Raw genomic sequence first — 22,990 nt, forward strand, 5'->3', positions numbered from 1 at the left:
TCAATCAACTTGCACTGCTTCAATTTTTGGGTAGAACCAAGGGGTATGTTGATTAGTAACGGCAACCCATTTCCAACCATCGTGTTTTCGTTGCGCACTTAATGTCATTAAACCAATTTCCCTGTAAGTTGTATCTGTTGGTTGTTCTTTTTTAAACCAAAACATCTTCCATGAATAATAGGCCAGGGCGTTCGATTCGTCTAAAAAACGGATTTTAGGCGCTCCAGTTTCATAATAATAGTCAAGCGAATCATTTTCAGCGAACATTCGGTGAAACTTTTCCATTTCCTTTTTCCCCTCAAATAGATAACCTTGGGAATTGATCCACGTGGCATCTTCAGTGAATTGAGGCATTATTGATTCTATATTTTCCTCAAGCATTGCCTTTTCCCTAAGTGCTATCATTTCAAAAAGGGTAGATTGGTCCTTCTCAAAATTCACGTTTTTGATATTGGTCGGGTCATCGGGTTGACAACCCACCAATATCAGACTGAAGATTACAATTTTTAGATTCACCTTTTATTTTCTCAAATACATATTTCCATTGATCGTATTAAGGCGCAGTTTATAGGCTGCATTTTCGAAGCTTCCTTCCACCTTTTGACCCACATGACGATCTGTTACTTTTAGATCTAATTTTTCATCAGCATAAATATTTCCATGGATGGTTTCTGCTACCATATGCGAATTTGCCATGACTAAATCAATTTCCCCATTGATGGTTTTTAGCTCCATGTTCCCACTGTATTTTTTAATGTCAATGTCACCGTTAATTAGATCTGCGGTAAAATCGCCGTCAATTACATCAGCAGTTAAACTTCCATTAATACTACTTACATTAAAGGTTGCATCGGTAGGTACATACAGGACATAATTGAATTCATATTCCTGATGATAATAGCCGTTGTTGCTTTTTTTATTGCTGTTTTTCCATTCTGCTCTATAGGCTTTGAACAAGGCCGTAGGGTCGGAAACAATATGGATGTAGTTACTGTCTTCCTTAACATCAAGTTCATAAAGATCCAGATATTTACCTCCTTCAGTGGATAAATCCGCTTTAAAATAAACTGTGGACTTGTTCCAGGTCTTCACAATTATTTTGTGTGCAAATTTGACATCCAAATCAATGACTTGATTGGTATAGTTTACATTTTTTTCAATGGTTTTTTGGGCAGGAACTGCCTGTAATGCAAGGACAAACGCCGCTATAATGAGAAGATTTTTCATGATGTTTTTTTGATGATGAATAAACTGGACTACTTTTTTCTTAAATAGATGCTTCCGTTGGTGGATTTAAGCGAAATCCGGACCCCTCCGTTATTGATTGAGGATTTGACTTTTCTTCCAGACCAAGATTTCAGCCCATCCTTTTCTTCACGTTGGATATCGAAATTGGTGTAAATGTCACCGTTGGTAGTGCTCAATTCCACGTTAGCAGGTGTGTTGGCTGGCAATGTCACGTCAACATCATCATTTGTAGTGTAAATGGAAATAGGAGTGTCCTGTTTGACTGTTCCAAAAACAACATCGATTCCTCCGTTTAAAGCGTGCGCAGTGACAGGGCCATTTATGTTGGTAATGCTAATGCTACCGTTCAATTCGGCGTTTGCTTCAATTTCACCCGCGAACCCATCAATTTTTATATCACCACTCCATGTGCTTTTCACCGACACATTTTGATCTTTCGGAAGGTAGATTTCCGCACCTTCTGATTTCCTCAAGTTTTTGACGATTAAAGAATTACCATCTTGGACCACATAAAAACCAATTTCAGTATTGTCAGTACCGCCTTCACCAACAAGTCTCAAACCTTTTGATTTTTCGGTGATTTTTTGGTTTCTGCTGCCCTTGATCATTATCTCGTTGGAGCTATGGGTTTTTAGGACAACATCCGATTTGGATTCAATTTTTACCCAGTCAATACCACTTAAACTCTTTGAATAATTGGTTTGGGCGTGGGTAGCAAACCCAAAAGTTACTGCTGTCAAAAGAATTACTAATTGTTTCATGATTTTACGTTTTTTGATGTTTAAATAATTTTTGGCAATGCCAATTCGATTTCGTTTTTAACAAAGGGTTGTGTGTCCTCCTGTTCCAGTAATTGTTGCATCGGACCAATAGCCTTTTTCTCTTGGATTTTTGTCAAACTTTGGATGATACCGATTTGAATGCTTGGATTTTTTTCTTTTTTCAAGCTTTTGATGAACACCTCTTTGACAAAATCAGTAGTCGTAAATTCTGCTAGGGCCTCAAAGGCGTTATACCGCACAATATCATTCTCATCTTGAAGCAATCGCTCTGCCAAGGCCGCCATGATCTCTTGATCCGGATTAGGAAATTCCGAAATGAAACTTACCCCTTGTATGCGTTTACTTGCGGATTGGTTTTCCATTAAGGAAAGCATGGCCATTTGTTTGTCAAGTTTACTCTGCTCCAATAGGCCTGCCAAATCTTGGTTCGATTTCTCCATCTGCATGATTCTCCCCGTTTGATAAGAAGCGATCAATAAGGCCACGCTTGCCGCTATTTTTAGAAAGTTAGTTGCCCAATTATTCCTTTTGGGTTCAAGTGGAACCACTTTAGCCTCTTTTGATTTTTCCAATTTAAGTGCTTCTTCAAAATTGGCGCGTAACCTATCTGTTGGAACAGGATTTTCTTTCTTCAGATTATGAACCAACTTTTTATACGCTTCCAATTCCGATTTGCATTCTGGAAAATAATCAACACAGTGTTCAAATTGCACCCGACGTTCAGGACTTAACTTTCCTTCCAGATAATCAGGAATTTCTGCTATAAATTGTTTGTATACTTCTTTATTCATGGTATTCTAATTGAGTTCCAAATAGATTTCCCTAAGTTTTTTCATTACCCGGCTTACTTTGGTTTTTACAGCTCCGGGAGTGCTGTTTACAATTTCCGCCAGTTCTTCATAACGGATTTCGTTGTATCGATTCAAAATGATCAGTTCTCGTTCCTGAGCATTTAACTGGTTGAGGGCATTTTGCAATTGGGCATATTCTTCATCCCTTTCTCGTATTTCTTCGGTCTTTTTATACGCCAAGACTTCAATAGGGTCATGATACTTTTGATGACGGGTAAAATGCGTTTTTAGGTTATTCCTTGCTATGCTAAACAGCCATGAAACAAATACGCCACCTTTATAGGATTCCCTATACTTTATCAGCTTGTAAAAAACATCTTGAGTCAAGTCCTCACTTAACATGGTATCGCCACACATTTTATACAGATAGTTGTATACATGTTTGTGATGCCGGTCAAAAAGTATCCTAAGCAAATCGAGATTTCCTTCGGTTACCTTCTGCATGATTATTTCATCTGAAAGCGCTTCCAATGCCGTTTTTAGCCAATTTAGTTATCCTATATAGTCAGGAATTTAAAAAAGGTTACATCCGAATGGAAAAAAAAGAGAAGAAATTTGGGATTAGTCACATCCACACCCATCCTGTCCACAGGATTTGGAGTTACCCTTCTTACTGGAAACCAAAGATTTTGGTAATAAAAACTTCCATACCAAATACCCTACCGCAATGGCAACAGTGATATAAACCAGTAAGTGTTGAATGGAATCCATTAATTAAGAATTTGAAATGCCGTTAAAGCCACAAGATACGCAAAAACACTCATGAAGACCAGTTGCAGCATTGGCCATTTCCAGCTGTTGGTTTCCCGTTTTACAATGGCGAGCGTACTCATACATTGCATGGCAAAGGCATAGAATAACATCAAGGAAATACCAGAAGCAAGATTGAACAAGGGTTTCCTTCCTGTTTCATCCAACTCCGCGGCCATCCTATTTTTAATTGTTTCTTCCTCGTCGCTACCTACGCTATATATGGTGGCTAGGGTCCCAACAAATACTTCACGAGCAGCGAAAGAAGTGAGCACTGCTATACCTATCTTCCAATCATATCCCAGCGGTTTTACAATGGGCTCTATTGCTTTTCCCGCATAGCCAATAAAAGAATGTTCCAATTTATAACTGGCAATTTCCTGGGCTTTGGCTCTCTCGGCCAACTCCAATCGAAGCTGGGTAATAGATTCGCCATTCGCATCTTGGTCATTGACTACATCACTTGCCAAATACGCATCTATATTGTTTTGGATGTAGTTTTGACTGTAAGGACTGAGCCCGTCATTTTCAATTCTTTGACCAACAATTTCCTCCGCGTTTTTAAATTGGTCTGAAATTCCATTGGAACCCAAAAACCAGAGGATAATCGATATGGCCAAAATGATCTTACCAGCTCCAAATACAAAGCTTTTGGTCTTTTCCAATACCGTATACGCCACATTTTTAAACAGGGGCAACCTGTAAGTGGGCATCTCAATCATAAACAAAGAGCGACTTTTGATCTTTAGTATCTTGTTCAATACAGATGCTGATAAAATTGCCATTCCAAACCCGAGCAGATAGAGCAACATCAAGGTAAGGGCTTGATAGCTGATGCCTAAAAAGGAACCATCTGGTATCACCAATGCGATGAGGATGAGATAAACTGGTAGTCTTGCCGAACACGTGGTAAATGGCGTAACTAAAATGGTGATCAAGCGTTCTTTCCAACTTTCAATAGTTCGCGTTGCCATAACGGCCGGGATGGCGCATGCAGTTCCGGAAATAAGAGGGACCACACTTTTACCGCTCAAGCCAAAAGGACGCATCAATCGGTCCATTAAAAATACCACACGACTCATATACCCTGATTCCTCCAACAGGGAGATGAACAGGAACAAAAATGCAATTTGAGGTACAAAAATGACGATACCGCCGATACCAACGAGTATACCTTCGGCCAATAAATCCGTAAAAACTCCAGCCGGAAGCGTACTTTTCATCCATTCGGCCGCTGCCGCAAACTGTTCGTCAATAAAATCCTGTGGATAACTGCTCCAATCAAAAATGGCTTGGAAAATCAATAATAGAATACCAAAGAAGATAACATAACCGAAAACTTTATGGGTTAAGATTTTATCCAAAGTGGCACGGAATCCTGTCGCAGCATTCGTGTCCACTTTATAGGTTTCCTTCAATGCGTTATTGATAAATTGGTAGCGCAACACGGTCTCCCGATGCTGTAATTTCTTTAATTCGTTTTCTGATTTTGTGGAAAAAGAGGTGGCATCTTGAATACGCTTTTTTTCAATGGACAGGAAGTTTACATCCTGGGTGATGACCAACCATAATTTATACAAGTCCTCCTCTGGAAAAGCCTTTTGCAATTGATTGAAATACTCCGGAGCAATCCTTGAGGTATCCAAATTTCCGGTATTGGATAAGTTTTGGTAATCTGCAATCAGGGATTTGATTTGATCAATACCTTGTCCTTTTCGTGTACTTACCAAGGCGATTTTGGTATCCAATTTTTGTTCCAAGACTGAAACATCCAAGGAAATTCCCTTACGCGACATCCTATCCGACATATTGATGACCAGAATGGAAGGTATTTTTAAATCCTTGATCTGTGTAAACAACAGAAGATTCCGTTTTAAATTTTCGACGTCACTGATCACAACCGCCACATCTGGATAGTCCTTGTTGTTTTTATTGAGCAACAACTCCACCACTACGCTTTCATCCAACGATGTGGTGTTTAAACTATAGGTTCCAGGAAGATCTAGAATATTGGCTTTAGTGCCATTTGGAAGTTTGCAGACCCCTTGTTTCTTTTCTACGGTAATGCCAGGATAGTTCCCAACTTTTTGCTTTAGACCAGTGAGCTGATTAAAAACTGAGGTTTTTCCGGTATTAGGGTTGCCTATTAATGCAACATTGATGTTTTCGCTCATACGGAGGTGGAATCTTCGTCAATATCAAGTTCAATCTGTTGAGCCAAGGAACGTCTAATGGCAATATGACTGCCGTTAACGTCAATATAAATAGGGTCTTTTAAGGGAGCGATTTGCACCAATTTCACAGTATTTCCAGGCAAACAACCTAATTCTAAAAGTTTTACGGGAAGTGCGGTGTCTGAAAACTCCTTGATTACACCCAGCTGCCCTTCTTGTAAATCCAATACTGTAGCCACCTAACTTATTTAGATTGATTTTAATTAAGAGACAAAAATAGGCAAAAACGAAGGAACAAGCATTCTAAGGTATCCGTTAAGTTCAAGCTTACTCGGCATAACTTGCTTCCAATACTTCCAAATCCTGCAGTAACTTTTGTATTTCCTCTTGATTGGTGCCATCATAAAACCCACGAATTCGTCGTTCCTTGTCCACCAAAATGAAATTCTCCGTGTGGATCATGTCAAACGGTCCTCCATCACCATCGGTTTTGACCGCTAAATACGATTTTCTGGCCAACTCATAAATCTGTTTTTTATCCCCAGTGACCAAGTTCCATTTTTGGTCTATCACGCCTTTTTCCAATGCATATTTTTTTAATTGGGGTACTGAATCAATAACGGGTGTGACGGAATGGGAAAGTAGCATCACATCTTCCTTATCCAGTATTGAACCTTGGATTTCTGCCATGTTTTTCGTCATTATGGGACAAATGGTAGGGCAGGTGGTAAAGAAAAAGTCAGCCACATAAATTTTGTTTTGATAGGTATCCTGGGTCACGGTTTCGCCGTTTTGGTTCAAAAGCGCAAAATCCGCTATGGTGTGGTATTTTTTGGTGTAGTGCAAGCTGCTGTCCACAAGTTCCTGGGCCACCATATTGGGTTGAAACACGGGGAGTGTTTTCTTGGGTTGCAAGGCGTTGTAAAACAGGTAAATTATTACGGCGGACAAAGCCAGTAAAACGAGGCCAAAAAACTTGAACTTAGAGAAAAATTGAAGCATGGTACAAAATTACATCCGAGATAAATAATCTTCAAATGAAACCGAGGTTTTGTTGCTAAAACTTTCTTAAATAAGGGGATTGATTTGATTCATCTTTTTATAACAGGCCTAAAAGCTTACTTTTGTTGGCTTAATAAAAGATATAGAAGCTAATGGATCTATTTATTCAGATCGTAATGTTTATAGTGATCATCTCTGTTTTGGTGATTTTGCACGAGTTAGGACATTTTATTCCTGCAAAATTGTTCAAAACCAAAGTAGAGAAGTTCTATTTGTTTTTTGACGTAAAGTTTTCGCTCTTCAAAAAGAAAATTGGAGAGACCGTATATGGTATTGGATGGTTGCCTTTAGGCGGGTATGTTAAGATTGCGGGAATGATCGATGAGAGCATGGATACAGACCAAATGAAGGAAGAACCGCAACCATGGGAATTTAGAAGCAAACCGGCTTGGCAACGTTTGATCATCATGCTTGGTGGTGTCACTGTCAATTTTCTTTTGGCTTGGGTGATCTACACCTTTATGTTCATGAACAATGGCGAAACCTATATTCCCGTAAACCAAATTGAACACGGATTGCATGTTGACCCTGTCAGTGAAAAAATTGGTCTGAAAACAGGGGACAAGATTCTGGAAATTGATGGAAAGAAGGTTGAGAAGTTGGACCGATACCTTTCCATGGATATTCTGTTTGGAGACGAAATCAAGGTGCTACGTGATGGTAATGAAGTGCTTGTTCCTTTAAGTGATGAAGGGAAAAAGGCGGCATTGGAAAGCAGGGGAAGACAATTTATCGTACCACGATTCCCATCGCTGGTCATTGGTCATGTAGAAGATGATTCCAATGCAGAATCTGCTGGAATACAGGTAGGGGATAAGTTTGAGCGCATCAATGACCAACAGCTCCAATTTTGGGATCAAGTAACCACCCAAATCCGCTCAAATCGAGGGGAAACCTTGAGCGTGGATATTTTACGCGATGGCCGTAAGATGAATCTTAGGGTTCAAGTGCCGGATAGTTTGCCAGTTGGGATAAGACCGGATAGTAATATTGCCGAAGAGGTGATTTCCATTACCAAGGAATACAGCTTTGCATCGGCCATTCCAAGAGGGTTTATCGAAACCATTAATGTGTTGGTACGACAGGTAAAGCAGTTTAAACTGATCTTTAACCCTATAATCCAAGGCTACAAACAAGTAAAAGGACCCATTGGTATTGTAGAAATGATGCCTACCATGTGGGATTGGGGCTTTTTCTGGAGTTTTATGGCGATGTTCTCGGTGTGGTTGGCCTTTATCAATGTCTTGCCTATTCCGGCATTGGATGGCGGACATGTGATGTTTTTACTGTATGAAATGATCAGCGGAAGACCGCCAAGCCAGAAAGTGTTGGAGCGGGGTCAAATAGTTGGTTTTGTCATTTTAATGGGATTGATGGTGGTGATTTTTGGTAATGACATTTGGAATATTATCAAAAGGTTTATTTAGGAAGAAATTGTTTGGGGTGTTATAAAGAAACTGCTATATTTGCACCCGCTTAAGGTAAAAAATTCCTCCTTAGCTCAGTTGGTTAGAGCATCTGACTGTTAATCAGAGGGTCCTTGGTTCGAGCCCAAGAGGGGGAGCAAAGCGATTTAAAACCATCCACGAAAGTGGGTGGTTTTTTTGTTGGAAGTGTTTTGTTCCAACGGGTGAAAGGTTGGGTTTAAAATCTTCAAAATCCATTAAAGTTTTGGAACGCATAATATCATTTCATCAAGTGATGAAAATTCATAATACAGTGAAATAAGTTATTTAGGTGTTTTATCAGTGATATGCTTAAAAATAAATTCTAAGGCCGTATCCTTTCCTTTTTTTGCATCGTCCAGTGTCTGTTTAATGTAATAATCTGGCATGGCACCCCTACCTTTTTGTTTTGGAGGACTGACGTTGCTATAGTATGAAATTAAAGGAACAATAACCCTAATTTGGGAGTTTGGCAACACTAATTCCCCCATGATGCCTGCTGTAACCCCCTCTACAGCACCATTGGGTTCATCTCCCACTAAAATCCCTAAATTATGTTCTTTAAAGAATGCGGGAACTTCAGCACCAGATGAAATACTGCCACCATTAAACAGGAGATAGATATCACCCTCAAATACTAGCTTATCGTAAGGTTTGTGTATTCCTTGTGCCGGATTGGTATTTATATAATGCTCAATGGATTCGGAAAGTGTTCGTTTGCTGAAAAGTTCCTTTAATGAATCCTTACCGATAGCTTTTTGTTCTTTATCGGAAAAAAAGTCCAGTGTGTCAAAGGTCACATGGTTTAGATGTTCTTTGTTTCTTGCTATGTAGGTGAAATGATTATAAAACTTAAATTCCTCTTTCATTAAATATTTGAACAATTCAGGATTAAGTTCATCCCAACCGCCTGGATTGTCTCTAATGTCAATAATCAACGTTTTTATTTTTTCAAATTTAAGTTGAGCAAAAACAGATCTGAACTTTTCGATTAACCCAAGATCTAAAAAGTGAGGTATTGTTAGAATAGCGAAACTCCTTTCCGTGTTGACCTCTAAGTTTATCTCCCTGTATTTGATATTCTTTTGGTAATCTTCGAGTAATATTTTTGAAGAAATACCATCAACACTCACCTCTCTAAATTTATTGCTTAATTTATCCTTAAGTGTTATCTGAAAGGTCTCAAGTGAATCAACTAATTCGTGATAGTAGAGCCAAAAGAAATCACTCATGACATGATATTTAGGGGATTTAATGTGCCCATCCGTAGTATGGCCTAAAAGAATCACACTATTAATTTCTTTGATGTTTCTACCGTTAATGGAAGTTATTTCAGAACCGATGATTATGCTTGAATCATTCGAGAAGTTTTTCTCGATTAACAGATGATCGTCTTCATATCTAATATCGAACGGAAATATTTTTTTAGTGTTAATTGCTGCCCCTCTAATTCTTTTACTTGGTCGGATAGATGTATGGGCGTCATGGATATGATCATTCAGTTTTGCTATTAGCCTATAGAAGGCCCTATCATCCATATTTTCATCCAGTTGTTCCAACGTTTTCTCGAAAAGGATATCCATGGAATCCTTTGAAGTATACCTGTAGATTCCGGCATTTAGCGCCTCCATACGCTGCCTATAGATTAGTAAATCTTGATAAAGCGGGCCCCCGGTGGACTTTAATGTCTGGTTTGATGTGGATTCCGCTTTTTCTAAACAATTAAAGCATAGGCTAAGAATGAACAAAAAGAATAATGCACGAAAAATTTTGAAAATTGTTGTGCTAGTTTTCATTTGATGACGATTTTGATAGCTAAGCTGATGATAGCTTTGTAAGGAACAAAATTTTAAATAGAATTATCTTCTGATTTAAGCAATCAATACAATTTTTCCCGTCTTAGAATCTCTGCGAACAATAGATTTTGTTTGATTATTACAATTTACAAATGTCGGAAAGGGGCACTTCTAAAGCCTCACTTATTCGGTATAACGTATGAATGGTTGCATTGGTTCTGCCCTTTTCAATTCTGGAAATATTAGTGGTATCAATTCGAGCCTCTATTTTCCCCACCAAATCAACTTGGGTCAGGCCTTTTTCCAAGCGAATCTTTTTTATGTTTTCCCCCAAAGCCTTCAACATTTCCGTTTTTTCCATACTTGCCATATTTGACAAGTCAAGAAAAGGTATATCTTTACGGTAATTAATGTCATATATGACAAGTTGAAGAAAACAACAATACATTTAAATGATGATGCCTACGGCTCTCCTGAAGAATTGGCTAAAATTCTTGATTTAGGTGTGGAGATGCTTTTCTATTTGGAGGAAGATTCTTTTGACCGAAAAGAGATACAGTCGGTTGTTTCTGCGCTAAGAGGAGTTATATTGGAATTACGGAATTAAAGGCCTGGCTTAAGGTTTAATTTGATAAGGGCAATGGATTATGGCCAATGTTCCTACATTTATTATATATTTCTGAATACTCCGAGTATTAGATCCCAAATTCCGTACAATATTTTTTTTGAAGTCGGTAATGGTTTTTCCTGATTAGGGTCTTCCAGCCAAAACCCACAAACATTACAAATCACTTCATTTTTATAAGTTGCACGTCCTCCAGCTCCATCCCATGTGGCAATCTCATCATCGATTCCAATTCCACCGCCGGTGTTTGTCCATTCAACTTTGTCTTTGCGAATTTTGTCTGAATAACAACGAGGACACCTTTCCTTTCCGTCTGTAAGTTTTGATTTAGGATTTTCAGAAATGAGTCGGTCTATTTTTTTTTCCGAAAAGTTCTTTTCCAATTGAAAGTCCGAAATGATTTTTCTTGTCACTTTCATATATGAGTCCTTCTTGTATTTTATAAAAAAGGCTAGCTCGTAATCATCGAGTCCATTAAGAAAATCAAGTATTCGGTTCATTTGTTAATTGTAAACAGCAACGGTCTCGGGTATGATTATTGCAACGCAATTATTTATAGCCATTGATGGGCACAGTTTAATTCGTATTTCCTTCCAGCCTTAAAAACCTTGAAGCATTATTATAAAATATATCGGCCTTCTGCTCATAAGAGAGAAATGGAGTTTCATTGATTATATCCACTGAATGCGCTATAAGCTCTGGCCATATAATCATATCAGAGCCAAACATTATACGTTTACCAAAACCTGCTAAAATCAATTTCTTTAAATGGTATTCATAAAAGTAGTTTTTTGGATATGCCCACTGAATACCACCAATATCAATATACAATTGAGGGTAGTGATATAGCATGGTAATCATTTCATCAATAAAAGGTTCACCATAGTGCATGACCGAAACACGGAGTTTTGGAAATTTTTTCAGAACATCCTCTAACAGCAATGGGTTAGACAATTTTGCTTCATAATCTGGGTAACCCATATATGGTGTTCCTGGAATTCCGCTACCTAGATGAATGGCAACAGGAATATCCATTTCTTCAGCTACCTCATAATATGGGAACATTCTTGGGTCATTTGGCGCAATGCCGCCATATTGATTTGAGATTTCACCAATAACCATTATTCCATTTTCTTCAATTAGTAATTTCATTTGGTTAGGTGTAATACTATCTCTGTTTATCCGAAATTCAAGACTAGGTATGATTTGTTTTGGGAATTTGGATTTCCATTCCAAAATGTTAGTTATTGACCCACTTGCTACTGCAACTATGTTATGATTCTTTAATTGGGTTTCTACTCCCGTTAAATATTCATTATAGCTTTTAGGAGACATTAGTGGATTTTCGCATTGAGGATGAGCAAATTTTTCATTCCAAACATCCTCGAATTTGTTTTGCGGATCAAAGTTTTCAATCAGCGTTGAAAATGGTGGACATAAACCCAAGGAGATTGGAGGCAAGTCACGCTCAATATCCGCATGGATGTGCATGTCTATTATTGGACCTTTGTAAGCTTCAATTTTTTCCAATCCCGTTTGCTTTTCTTTTTTGGAGTTGCATCCAAAAAGTATAGCGGTAAGAATAAATAGTAGTGTAAATCTCATTTTTATTAAAATTGCGCCCAAACGGTCTCGGCTATGATTTCGGCGTGGAATGATTCGGCAGAATCGTTCCGCAGTAGAAATCGGCCGTATTTATTGTTTTAGTGTTCAAATTAGTTTTTTTGCCACGCTGAATTATAGCCATTGTCATGCGTAGTTTTTAATTCAGTTCAACTTTGAGTTTAGATTCGATAAGTCCATTAATCAGCAATTCGATTTCGAACTCATTTTCTATTTTCATATAGGCGAAGTTTGTCCGTCCATATTCACAAATTCTTTTTATAATCTTTCCAACTATAATCAATAAAGCTTTTTGGATTTTACTTTCATATTGATAAAAATTCGGAAAAATTGCTTTGGTGTTCCAGTTAGTTGATTCTATTTTGCCAATTTCTGGTTTGTATTTAATGTTTTCAGCTTTTCTTATGTCCGATTCAAAAATCACAGAAGCCTTAAAATCTTTTTTGTCTGCTCGATAATCAACTTTTATCTTTTCTATGAGCTCAGGTACTTTTAAAAATAGAATTCCGCCGCCAAAAGTGTTTATTACGAGAAATTTTCCTTTGTCCAAAAAGAATTCAAAATCCGCTTTGAGAAATTCCTGTTCCTTTAAACCTAAATTTGTAGAAATAAGTTCAAACTCTCTATCAAGGTCAAAATGAAAATTCTGTCCTGTTTTGATTTCAATATCTTTTATTTCATCTGTTAGATTACTCATTTTCTCAAATTACGCACAACTTGTTTATATGAATGTAAAATACAGCTATATATCCCCATTTTGGAATAATATCGATGTAAACCTTCGTTTTTTAGTACTGGCCGCTTCTAGACCGTAGTAATATTTTCACACATAGACGTATTGAAGGGAATCCTACAAAACGGATTTGCTTATGAAAAGTGGTAGGAGATTTCCATAAGTTGTATTTTTAAGGAATAAAGGCGGTTACCTCATATAAGGAGGCAATTCAATTTGAGTCGGTTACAAAAGAGTTGTGGCGGTTGATGGTTGGGTGTAAGGTGCCGGCTTGGAAATTGAACAACGCGCATAAACTCAAGAACAAAGTATAACAACAATAAAAACGATCGTAATGAAAATGAATACACCTAAATTATTTACCTATATGTTGGCTTTTCTTTTTGTGTTGGCATCCTGCAAGCAACAAGCAAAGGAAAAACCAGAACAAGAGATGGATGAGGTTGAGGCCACCACGGAAACACCTGAAATCACATTGGAAAAACTAGAAGGGTCTCCTGCATACGCGGATGCCGTTTTGCAGTTGGAAGAACCATCAAACCTTCAGATTGCAGATGGGGGCAGTGTGGATTTTTCCTTTACCGTGAACGATTATGAACTTGGAGCTCAAACGGCAGGTCCAAATGCGGAACAATTGGCAAATTCTGGAAAAGGGCAGCACATTCACTTCATTCTGAACAACCAGCCCTACTCAGCGCATTATGAGCCAGCCTTTGCCAAGGAAATCCCCAATGGGGTACACCATTTGGTGGCGTTCTTGAGTCGTTCCTACCACGAGTCTGTGAAAAACGAAAACTCCGTTGTGGTCAAAAAACTGGAAGTTGGGGCCAATGCCACAGATTCTTTAGGACTTGATATGGAAGCTCCTACACTAATATATAGCCGTCCAAAAGGAACATATGCCGGAAAGGATGCCGAAAATCTGCTCCTTGACTTTTTCGTGTTGAACACATCCTTGTCTGAAGATGGAAATAAAGTAAAAGCCACCGTCAACGATACTGAGTTTATGATTACCGAATGGGCACCACATGTGATCAAAGGATTGCCCGTAGGAGATGTTACCATTACCTTGGAATTGGTAGATGCCGAAGGAAATATGATCAGTGGACCGTTTAACAAAGTAACCAGAACGGTTAGCTTAACGGAATAATATTGGCGTATAATTCTTAATACATTAGAGCAGGGATTTCTTCTAAATATTAGAAGACCCCTGCTTTTTTGTTTTGCAACGGAAACGAACCACCACTAACTTTTGTACCTAAAAAACACGATGAAAACAATGAAAAAATCACTTTGGGGCTTTCTTGCCTTCGCCTTGCTCTCAGGGGTTACTACTGCCCAAGACCGAATTACAGGGGAATCTTTTGCCACACGATCAGTAGTATTGGGACAAAATGGAATGGTGGCTACCAGTCACCCCCTAGCCACCCAAATAGGTTTAGAAATGCTAAAAAATGGAGGGAATGCCATTGATGCTGCCATTGCGGCCAATGCGGCCCTTGGTCTTATGGAACCTACTGGATGCGGAATAGGTGGGGATTTGTTTGCCATTGTTTGGGATGGCAAGACCAAAAAGTTATACGGACTTAATGCCAGTGGACGTTCCCCTCAAAAGTTGACTTTGGACTATTTTCAAGAACAGGGCATGGCGAAGATTCCATCCCACGGACCACTTCCTGTAAGTGTCCCTGGTGCAGTAGATGGTTGGTTTGAATTGCATCAAAAGTTTGGTTCCAGACCAATGACAGAAATCCTTGCTCCGGCCATTGACTATGCTGAAAAAGGATTTCCGCTTACTGAGCTTATCGCATGGTACATCCAACGTACGGTACCATTTTTTGAATCCAAAGGTTTCCCCAATATTGAGGATACCTATAAAGCACAAAACGGCGGAAAATTACCCGACGAAGGCGAAATCTATAAAAATCCCTATTTGGCCAATACCTATCGCAAAATCGCAGAAGGTGGAAGAGACGCTTTTTATAAAGGGGATATCGCCAAAACTGTTGGAAAGTTCATCAAGGAACAAGGGGGCTTTCTGTCTGCCAAGGATTTTGCAGCACATAAATCGGAATGGGTAGAACCAGTTTCAATCAATTACCGCGGCTATGATGTTTGGGAATTGCCACCCAACGGTCAGGGAATTGCTGCGCTTCAAATGCTGAAGATTTTGGAAGGCTATGATTTTTCAACTATTGAATTCGGAAGTGCTGAACATCTTCATTTGTTTACGGAAGCTAAAAAACTGGCCTTTGAAGATCGCGCAAAATACTATGCGGACATGGACTTTTTTGATGTCCCAGTAGACGAATTACTCTCCGAGAATTACGCAAAGGACAGAAGGGCATTAATTGGCGATAGGGCTGGCACGTATAGTGCCGGTGAAATCTCCGCAGGTGAGACTATTTATATGACGGTTGCAGACAATGAAGGCACAATGATTTCTTTGATCCAAAGCAACTATCGTGGAATGGGTTCAGGTATGGCACCTCCAAAATTAGGATTTATGCTTCAGGACCGCGGAGAGCTTTTTAGTCTTAAACGAGGACAGGCAAACACATATGAACCGCGCAAACGACCCTTTCACACCATAATTCCGGCCTTCGTAACCAAGGATGGTAAACCTTACCTAAGTTTTGGGGTTATGGGGGGTGACTTCCAACCTATGGGACACACACAAATTGTGATGAATTTGGTTGATTTTGGAATGAACATACAAGAGGCCGGCGATGCACCAAGATGGGATCATACAGGTGGAGCAAGTCCAATGGGAGCTACCACCGAGGATACGGGCTTGATTCGCACAGAATCTGGAATTCCGTATTCCACCATTCGTGGATTGATGGACAAAGGCCATAGAATGGGCACGGCAAGAGGAATTTATGGCGGCTACCAAGCTATACTGTGGGACGATGAGAACAAAGTCTATCATGGTGCCTCTGAGAGTCGCAAGGATGGGCAGGCGGCTGGTTATTAGGATAGAAAATTGAAGGTTTACCAAGGTGCGTATAAGGTATTGAAACACCAAGAATCTATACTTTTCATGTACTTGAATAATTATAATTCTTCCTTTTGATGACTGAAATCCAAAATTCACTTTTATTTCCTTAAAAGAATAAAATACCATTGCATATGAACTCTTATAGAATTCTGCTTTCGTTTGTTGTTGGCTTTTTTATCCTAGGTAGTTTATCATGGTCAACAACTGCTGTAATACCGGATACCATTGCCAATTCGTTTGTTGTAAACGAATATGAAGAAGTGCTTTCCAATTATGGCTTGGATTCAAGAATGGAGGATTTTGGGGTAGCGGGCATTAGTTTTGCAATTCTAAAAAATGGAGAATTGGACTGGACCAAAGGTTACGGGGTATTGCAAAAAGGTGGATCGGAAAAGGTCAATACCGAAACCATGTTCTCCGTTGGGTCAGTAAGTAAGGTAGGCACTGCGGTGCTGATCATGAAACTGCAAGAACTAGGATTGATTGATGTGAACCAAGACGTGAACAAATATCTTACCTCATGGAAAGTACCTGAAAATATGTACACGCGTAAAAAACCTGTAACACTGCGTCATATTTTGTCCCATACTGCAGGATTGACCGTGCATGGGTTCGCTGATTTTTATCCTGGCGAAGAATTACCCACAACAGTTCAGATTCTAGAAGGGAAATCTCCTGCGAAAAATAGACCTGTATATGTGGATATTCCAGTAGGGGACCGTTTTCGGTATTCTGGCGGAGGCACCACAATTGCGCAATTGGTTATTGAGGATTGCATGGAGGGCTCGCAATACAACATCGCCCATAAACTACTGTTTCAAGAGTTGGGCATGAAGAGGAGTAGTTATCAGAATCCGCTGCCTAAACGTTATGGAAATATTGCCAAGGCCCATAATCGAAACGGAAGGCCAGAAGCATTACCGAGAGGATATCAAGCTATGCCAGAAGCAGGGGCATCGGGTTTATGGACAACTCCAGCGGATTTTTCCAAATTGATGGCGGAGTTGATGAAAGCCTATGACGGAAACAGTAAATTCCTTGCTCAAACTACGGTAAAAGATATGATGACTCCTGTAGAGCCAAGTGATTATGGAATGGGTCCCCGGATCAAGGAGGAAAACAATCAAATCCAGTTTTCTCATGGTGGTGCCAATGATTCCTATAGAGCTCATTTTATCGGTAGTTTGACTAACAAAAACGGAATCGTCATTTTTACAAATGGTGCCAGGGGAACTGACCTAATTCGTGAGCTATTGCCATTAATGGAAGAACTACTATTTAATTAGCATGCGCGTCTGTTCTTTCATGAGCGTTTAAGAGGTCTTTTAATAACGTTCTTTTTCCAAACAAAGCGATACAATAAGAAGAGCAGCAGGAAAACTAAAAAAAGCATTAGTGCGATTCCCAACTTCATCAGTTTTGGAAACCCCATACTCAATTCAAAACTAGGACCAGGGTAGTTCAGTGTTGTATTGATCACATTTTTATCGGCATAAAAATCTGCCATTAATCCAATCACTTCTTTTTTGTAGAGTAAATCGGCCACATGACCTTTATGCGCAATAACTTTTAACTCACCGTTTTTCAAGAATGGCATTAACTCCTCTTGTACAACTTGATGTGGTGTGGAGAAATCCAATGCGCCATTGATGACTAAGATTCTGGTATATAGGGTGTCCAATTCGGTGTAGGTATCCTTTGGTTGGTCGGTTGGCCAAGATTTACCGATGTCCATTAACAATGCAGAAATAGGAGAGCCTAAGGCAGTTTTTGAAGTGCTAAATTCATTGTGGTAGCTTCTAGTTGGGTCGTAGTCTATCATCCCTTTGGAAAGAAAATCACCCCAATTCATCATTTCAGGAATAATATAATCATGTGCCATGCTTAATAAGGCAATCCCGCTATAATCCCCCTTTGCCGCAGCCAAATAGGCATCAATTACTTGAGTTGCGGAATGGGTATGGTACAACATACCAAAAGTAGCCACCTTTACTTTTCCTGGGTCGATTTCAAAAAACAGCCATCTTTTAGGAAGGTTATTTAAGACCTGATCAAAGGTTGCACTTAAATTGCCAGTTTGGGCACTGCAATAAGGATTGCTTTGACAAAGGCGATCATAATCTGCTAGTTTTTGTTCAATTATTTTTGGCTCCCAAACAAATCGGCCTGGAGGGCTGGCACCAATCATGATGGTGTGCTCTACATGTTCGCCATACTGTTTCATATAAAATTGAGCCAATCGGGTACCGTAACTTCCACTCAGAAGATTTATAGTATGGAATCCATAATGCTGACGAACAGCGTCGATATCCATCAAGGTTTGTTCAATAGTGTAACCGTTTAGATCAATTCCTTTTTTTAAAAGTCTTTCAGAACAAATGGTTGCAGCATGCTGAACGTTTCGAACTGATTTTTTAGAAAGCAAATTGTTGGTGTTCCCCCTTAAAGCATTACTGATTTCAGGACAGTTCAACTGTATTTCGCCATCAACTCCTCTATAACCAACCAGAAAGACATCATGGTTTTCTAGCAATTCTTTGGAGGGTTTATAGTCCATATTGGTCATTCCAGGTCCACCGGAAAGCCAAAAGATTGGCGTTGAGAAAATACTATTATTTGGAGATTTATAAATTCGTAATGGAACAGTAATTTTCCGGCTATCGGCAATTTGCCAGTTTTCAGGAAATTGAAATTCCAAATCAATGATGCTATCCGTTTCACTTTTGCCAGTCGAAACTTTTAGTGATTTTTGCGCATTGCCTTCAACCGAAAAGATGATTGAAAGAGAAAAGAGTCCAAACCAAAAGAGCAGCTTAGAACTAGAATAACATGGGGTTCGATTTATTTTACGTTTGATGGGCATGTTTTGGTTGCAAATGGTAGGATTTCGACACTTCAATATTACAGTTGTTGGATCGAATAAAAATTAACCGTTGTTAATTTATGTTGAAAATGAAAAATTCAGGTTTATACAAAGAACTACTATGTGATATATCGCCAATTTCAGAAGATACTTGGTCTAGATTGAAGGAGATGGCTGAAGTTCGGCACATGGATAAGAACGCATTATTGATTGGTGCGGGGTCTATAGTTAACAAAGAAGTCTTTGTAGTTAATGGCCTTCTACGATGTTATGTGCTCACAACAGAAGGAAAAGAATATACAACGGCTTTCTATCGTGAAGGTAACTTTGTTACACCTTTCTTTTCTAGGTCTGTCCATGGCAGTAGCACCGTGTCAATTGAAGTACTAGAAACGAGTGAGTTGCTTTTGTTCCCGGAACAGGACTTCACAAAATTAAGGCATGCCAATAAAGAATTAGAGCGACTTGCAGGGGTAGTGGTGCAGCAAGAATTGCAGCATAAGTCTACCAAGGAATTGAAACTTGCTACAGGAAACTTGAAGGAGTTATATGCATATTTTCAATATGCCTATAAGGGAATGGAACGTAGAGTTCAGCAAAAACATATTGCTTCTTATCTTGGAGTTGACCCGGTTTCGTTGAGTAGGATTCGGAAAAGTAACCACAAGAAAGAATCAACGCGATAAACTCAGTTCCCTGGACATTTCAAAAACTCAAAAAATGTGGATTTCAAGGGTAACTTTAATGGCAGCTTTACTACTCGTAAAGGCTATCCTTACCTAATTTTTTCTTACTTTGACATAGCAAGTAATTACCAACCTTAAGTTAGATTCTGCATGGACTATTTTGTCATTACCAGTATTCTTGTTTTTTTATCGGCAGTCTTTGGTTATCTCAATCTTCGTTTTTTCAAATTGCCCAATACCATAGGGCTTACCTTGATTACGATTCTGTTTACACTCGCAGTATTTGCATTAAGTTATTTTGATGATACGCTATTGGAAGCAGAAAGATTCATCATATCCAAAATCGATTTCAAAGTGGTCTTATTGGATATCATGTTGAGTTTTCTGCTTTTTGCAGGTGCACTTCATACAGATCTACAAAAACTTAAAGAACAACGTTGGCCAGTTTTGGTTTTTGCAACCTTTGGTGTTTTGGTCTCTACTTTTTTGGTTGGGACAGCCGTGTTTTATCTGCTGCAACTACTAGGATTGAATGTCAATTTCATTTATTGCTTATTATTTGGGGCACTCATTTCTCCAACCGATCCAATAGCGGTTCTAGGGATCTTAAAAAAAGCTGGCGCTCCTAAAAAACTTGAAATTAAGATCGTTGGCGAGTCTCTTTTCAATGATGGTGTAGGTGTGGTAGTATTCTTGACCATTTTTGGGTTGGCCAGTGGTTCTGAACCTGGGTTTTCCTTATCAAGTGTTTTGGAGCTTTTTGTTGTTGAGGTATTTGGAGGCATTTTGTGGGGTCTTTTTCTCGGGTGGTTGACCTACTATTTTATGAAGCGTATTGATGATTACAACATTGAGGTGATAATAACCTTGGCAACAGTAATGACCGGAACCATAGTGGCAACACATCTGCATATTTCTGCTCCTTTGGCTATGGTTGTTGCTGGTTTAATGATTGGTGGGAACAAAACGCGCGAACAAGCGATGTCAAAACTCACGGAAAGTTATGTAGATAAATTCTGGGAATTGATAGACATTCTTTTGAACACCATCTTGTTTGTATTGATAGGTATGGAAATGTTGGTGCTGGAATTGAATTCCACATATATTTATGCGGGCTTAATGGCAATACCCATTGCGTTACTTTGCAGATATATTTCATTGATTATCCCTGTAAAACTCTTTCAAAAAAGATTGGATTTTGTACCGAATACAACCTTGATAATGACTTGGGGTGGCCTACGTGGGGCAATTTCCATCGCTTTGGCGTTAGGTCTTACGGATTCAATGGAACGGGACCTGTTTCTTGTGATTACCTACATCATTGTAATTTTCTCAATTTTGGTGCAGGGACTCACCGTCGAAAAACTGATAAAAAAACTCAGTTTAAAAGAAGGCTGAAAAATAGCTGGTTTCAGCCATTTATTAAATTAATCCTATAAAGTCCTAGACCTTTTTGATAAACCCTTTTTTAAGCGCATCAAACATTTCCGATGAGATATCGTTGAGGTAGCCTTTGTCTTTTCCAAATACCTTTTGAACATCCTCCATTTCTGGGCTAGGTTCTTCTATGTACAATATCTCTTGTTTATCGCACATTTTCATACCTATGCTAAACCGATTTATGACTCGGTACTTTTTTACTTTGCGTATTTCCATATTAAAGTAAAGCTTTAACTATAGGACACAGGTTTTTTTGCATACGTCACAAAAATGGGAAGTAGGACAACAAGAGAGAATTAATCCTGCTTTACTTCATACAAAAGCGGCCCCCCTTTAATACCGATTTTCTTTTTGCCGGTACTCTGTAAAATGTCCATTTGGAACATTTTCTTTCGGAAGTTTCGTTTATCCAACTTCACATTCAAAATGTGTTCGTAAAGGTTTTGCAGCTCTGGCAAGGTAAATTGCTTGGGAAGAAGTTCCCCTACTACCAAGCGATCCCTAAGGTTGCTTCTAACGAATAAATATGCGTCATTCACCAGTTGTTTATGGTCAAAACCCATCAATTCCGGCAGTTCATCTACGTCAAACCATTGAATGCGTTGAACACCGCTATGCAAGGTCAGTGGGTGGTTTTCAGGTTTTACCAGAGCATAAAAACAAACGGTGATCACCCTTTTTAAAGGATGTCGGTTTAAGGTGCTGTAGGTTTTAACTTGTTCAAAATGTATATCCTTAAAACCAGTTAATACATGGAGTACTTTGGCGGCACAGTCTTCAACAGTTTCGTGGGCTTCCATGACACCTCCTGGTACCATCCAGTGATCATGGTAATCACCAACGGTTTTTTCCAATAACAGCACTTTTAGTTTATTGTCCACATAACCGAATACGGTTATATCTGCAGTGATAGAGCACTCAAAGGAATCGGGTTTTACCTGTATATGTTGAAGCTTTTCATGTGAGGCCATAGTAGGATACTAAAGTAGAATTTTTGAACTACAAAAAAAATCCATATATTTATCTGTGTAAAAAGTACACAGAATAAAACTAATCACATGCAGTTCCCAGACCATAAGGATTTAACGGATAAAGTAGTTGTTGTAACTGGTGGTGGTGGAGTGCTTTGCAGTACGCTAGCAATGTTTTTGAGTCAGCAACAAGCGAAAGTGGCAATTTTGGATGTCAATTTAAAGGCTGCTGAACAAGTTGCTGCTGATATTACAAATCAAGGAGGAACTGCAATTGGAATTGAAGCCAATGTGCTCGAAAAGGAAAGTTTGTTGCAAGCGCGTAGAACCCTTCATGAGAAATTAGGGATCTGCGACATCTTAATCAATGGGGCTGGCGGAAACCATCCAAAGGGAACAACATCTAAAACGCATTTTTTTGCTGAAGATAAAGATGCCCAAAGTGATTTGATGACATTTTTCAATTTGGATCCAGAAGGGATTCAATTTGTTTTCAACTTGAATTTTATAGGTACGCTGTTACCAACACAGGTTTTCGCTGAGGATATGGTTGGTAAGGAAGGCTGTTCCATTTTGAATATTTCTTCCATGAATGCCTATAGACCTCTTACGAAGATTCCCGCCTATAGTGGCGCCAAAGCTGCGGTCAGCAATTTTACCCAATGGCTTGCTGTTCATTTTGCACCAGTAGGGATTCGGGTCAACGCATTGGCACCTGGTTTTTTCTTGACAGAACAGAATAGAGCCTTGCTCACTGAATCGGATGGTAGCCTTACGTCCAGAGGAGAAACCATTTTGGAGCATACCCCCATGAATCGTTTTGGTGAACCTGAGGATTTAGTGGGAACAACCTTGTGGTTGACAAGTGATCAGTCCAAGTTTGTTACTGGTATTACCGTTCCAATTGATGGCGGATTTAGTGCATTCAGTGGTGTATAAT

The 22,990-nt window shown here is 39.1% G+C and carries 25 protein-coding genes and 1 tRNA gene; 9 read left to right on the forward strand and 17 right to left on the reverse strand.

What is annotated here, in order from left to right:
* The 9 genes from M3P19_RS10750 to M3P19_RS10790 all read right to left on the reverse strand — a co-directional run bounded on the left by M3P19_RS10750 (position 1) and on the right by M3P19_RS10790 (position 6,807).
* Positions 1-516, reverse strand: coding sequence for a nuclear transport factor 2 family protein (locus M3P19_RS10750; protein WP_249657670.1), 516 nt, complete (start codon positions 514-516; stop codon positions 1-3).
* A gap of 3 nt (positions 517-519) precedes the next feature.
* Positions 520-1,227: a DUF4097 family beta strand repeat-containing protein gene (locus M3P19_RS10755; RefSeq protein ID WP_249657671.1), complete on the reverse strand. Its 708-nt coding sequence runs from the start codon at positions 1,225-1,227 to the stop codon at positions 520-522.
* Positions 1,228-1,256: 29 nt separating this feature from the next.
* Positions 1,257-2,009, reverse strand: a complete 753-nt coding sequence (locus M3P19_RS10760; RefSeq protein WP_249657672.1) for a DUF4097 family beta strand repeat-containing protein — start codon at positions 2,007-2,009, stop codon at positions 1,257-1,259.
* A gap of 20 nt (positions 2,010-2,029) precedes the next feature.
* Positions 2,030-2,821, reverse strand: coding sequence for a HEAT repeat domain-containing protein (locus M3P19_RS10765; RefSeq protein ID WP_249657673.1), 792 nt, complete (start codon positions 2,819-2,821; stop codon positions 2,030-2,032).
* A 6-nt stretch (positions 2,822-2,827) separates the two neighbouring features.
* A complete protein-coding gene (locus M3P19_RS10770) occupies positions 2,828-3,325 on the reverse strand; it encodes an RNA polymerase sigma factor (protein WP_249657674.1) in 498 nt (165 codons plus the stop codon).
* A 117-nt stretch (positions 3,326-3,442) separates the two neighbouring features.
* A complete protein-coding gene (locus M3P19_RS10775) occupies positions 3,443-3,592 on the reverse strand; it encodes a hypothetical protein (RefSeq protein ID WP_249657675.1) in 150 nt (49 codons plus the stop codon).
* The gene (gene feoB, locus M3P19_RS10780) at positions 3,592-5,805 is read right to left on the reverse strand and encodes a ferrous iron transport protein B (RefSeq protein ID WP_249657676.1); all 2,214 of its coding nucleotides are present in this window, start codon (positions 5,803-5,805) and stop codon (positions 3,592-3,594) included. Before feoB ends, M3P19_RS10775 begins: the two co-directional genes overlap by 1 nt.
* Positions 5,802-6,044, reverse strand: coding sequence for a FeoA family protein (locus M3P19_RS10785; RefSeq protein WP_249657677.1), 243 nt, complete (start codon positions 6,042-6,044; stop codon positions 5,802-5,804). Before M3P19_RS10785 ends, feoB begins: the two co-directional genes overlap by 4 nt.
* An 88-nt stretch (positions 6,045-6,132) precedes the next feature.
* Positions 6,133-6,807: an SCO family protein gene (locus tag M3P19_RS10790; protein WP_249657678.1), complete on the reverse strand. Its 675-nt coding sequence runs from the start codon at positions 6,805-6,807 to the stop codon at positions 6,133-6,135.
* 152 nt (positions 6,808-6,959) lie between these two features.
* Between M3P19_RS10790 and rseP the strand changes: the two genes are divergently transcribed.
* Together rseP and M3P19_RS10800 are read left to right on the forward strand one after the other, a co-directional pair.
* Positions 6,960-8,294 (forward strand): RIP metalloprotease RseP, encoded by a 1,335-nt coding sequence (gene rseP, locus M3P19_RS10795; protein WP_249657679.1) that lies wholly within the window; start codon positions 6,960-6,962, stop codon positions 8,292-8,294.
* A gap of 63 nt (positions 8,295-8,357) precedes the next feature.
* Positions 8,358-8,431, forward strand: a tRNA-Asn gene (locus M3P19_RS10800).
* A gap of 165 nt (positions 8,432-8,596) precedes the next feature.
* Here the strand turns inward: M3P19_RS10800 and M3P19_RS10805 are convergent.
* Positions 8,597-10,108: a S41 family peptidase gene (locus M3P19_RS10805; RefSeq protein ID WP_249657680.1), complete on the reverse strand. Its 1,512-nt coding sequence runs from the start codon at positions 10,106-10,108 to the stop codon at positions 8,597-8,599.
* 139 nt (positions 10,109-10,247) lie between these two features.
* Positions 10,248-10,469, reverse strand: a complete 222-nt coding sequence (locus tag M3P19_RS10810; RefSeq protein WP_249657681.1) for a helix-turn-helix domain-containing protein — start codon at positions 10,467-10,469, stop codon at positions 10,248-10,250.
* A 66-nt stretch (positions 10,470-10,535) separates the two neighbouring features.
* Between M3P19_RS10810 and M3P19_RS10815 the strand changes: the two genes are divergently transcribed.
* Positions 10,536-10,715 carry a hypothetical protein gene (locus tag M3P19_RS10815; protein WP_249657682.1) on the forward strand — a complete coding sequence of 60 codons (180 nt, stop codon included), beginning with the start codon at positions 10,536-10,538 and terminating at the stop codon, positions 10,713-10,715.
* A 62-nt stretch (positions 10,716-10,777) separates the two neighbouring features.
* Here the strand turns inward: M3P19_RS10815 and M3P19_RS10820 are convergent, their stop codons facing one another.
* The 3 genes from M3P19_RS10820 to M3P19_RS10830 form a co-directional block, all read right to left on the reverse strand.
* Complete coding sequence (locus M3P19_RS10820; RefSeq protein WP_249657683.1) at positions 10,778-11,233, reverse strand: hypothetical protein; 456 nt, start codon at positions 11,231-11,233, stop codon at positions 10,778-10,780.
* A gap of 76 nt (positions 11,234-11,309) precedes the next feature.
* Positions 11,310-12,338, reverse strand: a complete 1,029-nt coding sequence (locus tag M3P19_RS10825) for an amidohydrolase family protein (protein WP_249657684.1) — start codon at positions 12,336-12,338, stop codon at positions 11,310-11,312.
* A gap of 157 nt (positions 12,339-12,495) precedes the next feature.
* The gene (locus M3P19_RS10830; protein WP_249657685.1) at positions 12,496-13,053 is read right to left on the reverse strand and encodes a hypothetical protein; all 558 of its coding nucleotides are present in this window, start codon (positions 13,051-13,053) and stop codon (positions 12,496-12,498) included.
* A 370-nt stretch (positions 13,054-13,423) separates the two neighbouring features.
* Between M3P19_RS10830 and M3P19_RS10835 the strand changes: the two genes are divergently transcribed.
* From M3P19_RS10835 to M3P19_RS10845, 3 genes are all read left to right on the forward strand, one after another.
* On the forward strand, positions 13,424-14,239 hold the full coding sequence (locus tag M3P19_RS10835; protein ID WP_249657686.1) for a hypothetical protein: 816 nt from the start codon (positions 13,424-13,426) through the stop codon (positions 14,237-14,239).
* Positions 14,240-14,368: 129 nt separating this feature from the next.
* Complete coding sequence (ggt, locus tag M3P19_RS10840; RefSeq protein ID WP_249657687.1) at positions 14,369-16,066, forward strand: gamma-glutamyltransferase; 1,698 nt, start codon at positions 14,369-14,371, stop codon at positions 16,064-16,066.
* A 155-nt stretch (positions 16,067-16,221) separates the two neighbouring features.
* Positions 16,222-17,376, forward strand: a complete 1,155-nt coding sequence (locus M3P19_RS10845; RefSeq protein WP_249657688.1) for a serine hydrolase domain-containing protein — start codon at positions 16,222-16,224, stop codon at positions 17,374-17,376.
* Between the two features lie 17 nt (positions 17,377-17,393).
* On the opposite strand, the gene M3P19_RS10850 is transcribed toward M3P19_RS10845, so the two are convergent.
* Positions 17,394-18,953 carry an alpha/beta fold hydrolase gene (locus M3P19_RS10850; RefSeq protein ID WP_249657689.1) on the reverse strand — a complete coding sequence of 520 codons (1,560 nt, stop codon included), beginning with the start codon at positions 18,951-18,953 and terminating at the stop codon, positions 17,394-17,396.
* An 89-nt stretch (positions 18,954-19,042) separates the two neighbouring features.
* Here M3P19_RS10850 and M3P19_RS10855 point away from each other — a divergent pair, with 89 nt between their 5' ends.
* Both M3P19_RS10855 and M3P19_RS10860 read left to right on the forward strand, forming a co-directional pair.
* Complete coding sequence (locus tag M3P19_RS10855; RefSeq protein ID WP_249657690.1) at positions 19,043-19,639, forward strand: Crp/Fnr family transcriptional regulator; 597 nt, start codon at positions 19,043-19,045, stop codon at positions 19,637-19,639.
* A 150-nt stretch (positions 19,640-19,789) separates the two neighbouring features.
* Positions 19,790-21,037, forward strand: coding sequence for a cation:proton antiporter (locus tag M3P19_RS10860; RefSeq protein WP_249657691.1), 1,248 nt, complete (start codon positions 19,790-19,792; stop codon positions 21,035-21,037).
* A gap of 45 nt (positions 21,038-21,082) precedes the next feature.
* Here the strand turns inward: M3P19_RS10860 and M3P19_RS10865 are convergent, their stop codons facing one another.
* Positions 21,083-21,295, reverse strand: coding sequence for a hypothetical protein (locus tag M3P19_RS10865; protein WP_249657692.1), 213 nt, complete (start codon positions 21,293-21,295; stop codon positions 21,083-21,085).
* An 80-nt stretch (positions 21,296-21,375) separates the two neighbouring features.
* Positions 21,376-22,050 carry an NUDIX hydrolase gene (locus M3P19_RS10870; protein WP_249657693.1) on the reverse strand — a complete coding sequence of 225 codons (675 nt, stop codon included), beginning with the start codon at positions 22,048-22,050 and terminating at the stop codon, positions 21,376-21,378.
* A gap of 87 nt (positions 22,051-22,137) precedes the next feature.
* On the opposite strand from M3P19_RS10870, the gene M3P19_RS10875 reads away from it, so the two are divergent.
* Positions 22,138-22,989, forward strand: coding sequence for an SDR family oxidoreductase (locus M3P19_RS10875; protein WP_249657694.1), 852 nt, complete (start codon positions 22,138-22,140; stop codon positions 22,987-22,989).
* The last annotated feature ends 1 nt before the right edge of the window (position 22,990 follow it).

The sequence above is a fragment of the Flagellimonas spongiicola genome, from assembly GCF_023502425.1.
Classification (GTDB): Bacteria; Bacteroidota; Bacteroidia; order Flavobacteriales; family Flavobacteriaceae; genus Flagellimonas; species Flagellimonas spongiicola.

Coding starts and splice junctions, on each gene's coding strand:
- M3P19_RS10755 (WP_249657671.1), bottom strand. CDS start 1,227: ATGAAAAATCTTCTCATTATAGCGGCGTTTGTCCTTGCATTACAGGCA.
- M3P19_RS10760 (WP_249657672.1), bottom strand. CDS start 2,009: ATGAAACAATTAGTAATTCTTTTGACAGCAGTAACTTTTGGGTTTGCT.
- M3P19_RS10765 (WP_249657673.1), bottom strand. CDS start 2,821: ATGAATAAAGAAGTATACAAACAATTTATAGCAGAAATTCCTGATTAT.
- M3P19_RS10770 (WP_249657674.1), bottom strand. CDS start 3,325: ATGCAGAAGGTAACCGAAGGAAATCTCGATTTGCTTAGGATACTTTTT.
- M3P19_RS10775 (WP_249657675.1), bottom strand. CDS start 3,592: ATGGATTCCATTCAACACTTACTGGTTTATATCACTGTTGCCATTGCG.
- feoB (WP_249657676.1), bottom strand. CDS start 5,805: ATGAGCGAAAACATCAATGTTGCATTAATAGGCAACCCTAATACCGGA.
- M3P19_RS10790 (WP_249657678.1), bottom strand. CDS start 6,807: ATGCTTCAATTTTTCTCTAAGTTCAAGTTTTTTGGCCTCGTTTTACTG.
- rseP (WP_249657679.1), top strand. CDS start 6,960: ATGGATCTATTTATTCAGATCGTAATGTTTATAGTGATCATCTCTGTT.
- M3P19_RS10805 (WP_249657680.1), bottom strand. CDS start 10,108: ATGAAAACTAGCACAACAATTTTCAAAATTTTTCGTGCATTATTCTTT.
- M3P19_RS10810 (WP_249657681.1), bottom strand. CDS start 10,469: ATGGAAAAAACGGAAATGTTGAAGGCTTTGGGGGAAAACATAAAAAAG.
- M3P19_RS10820 (WP_249657683.1), bottom strand. CDS start 11,233: ATGAACCGAATACTTGATTTTCTTAATGGACTCGATGATTACGAGCTA.
- M3P19_RS10825 (WP_249657684.1), bottom strand. CDS start 12,338: ATGAGATTTACACTACTATTTATTCTTACCGCTATACTTTTTGGATGC.
- M3P19_RS10830 (WP_249657685.1), bottom strand. CDS start 13,053: ATGAGTAATCTAACAGATGAAATAAAAGATATTGAAATCAAAACAGGA.
- M3P19_RS10835 (WP_249657686.1), top strand. CDS start 13,424: ATGAAAATGAATACACCTAAATTATTTACCTATATGTTGGCTTTTCTT.
- ggt (WP_249657687.1), top strand. CDS start 14,369: ATGAAAAAATCACTTTGGGGCTTTCTTGCCTTCGCCTTGCTCTCAGGG.
- M3P19_RS10845 (WP_249657688.1), top strand. CDS start 16,222: ATGAACTCTTATAGAATTCTGCTTTCGTTTGTTGTTGGCTTTTTTATC.
- M3P19_RS10850 (WP_249657689.1), bottom strand. CDS start 18,953: ATGCCCATCAAACGTAAAATAAATCGAACCCCATGTTATTCTAGTTCT.
- M3P19_RS10855 (WP_249657690.1), top strand. CDS start 19,043: ATGAAAAATTCAGGTTTATACAAAGAACTACTATGTGATATATCGCCA.
- M3P19_RS10860 (WP_249657691.1), top strand. CDS start 19,790: ATGGACTATTTTGTCATTACCAGTATTCTTGTTTTTTTATCGGCAGTC.
- M3P19_RS10865 (WP_249657692.1), bottom strand. CDS start 21,295: ATGGAAATACGCAAAGTAAAAAAGTACCGAGTCATAAATCGGTTTAGC.
- M3P19_RS10870 (WP_249657693.1), bottom strand. CDS start 22,050: ATGGCCTCACATGAAAAGCTTCAACATATACAGGTAAAACCCGATTCC.
- M3P19_RS10875 (WP_249657694.1), top strand. CDS start 22,138: ATGCAGTTCCCAGACCATAAGGATTTAACGGATAAAGTAGTTGTTGTA.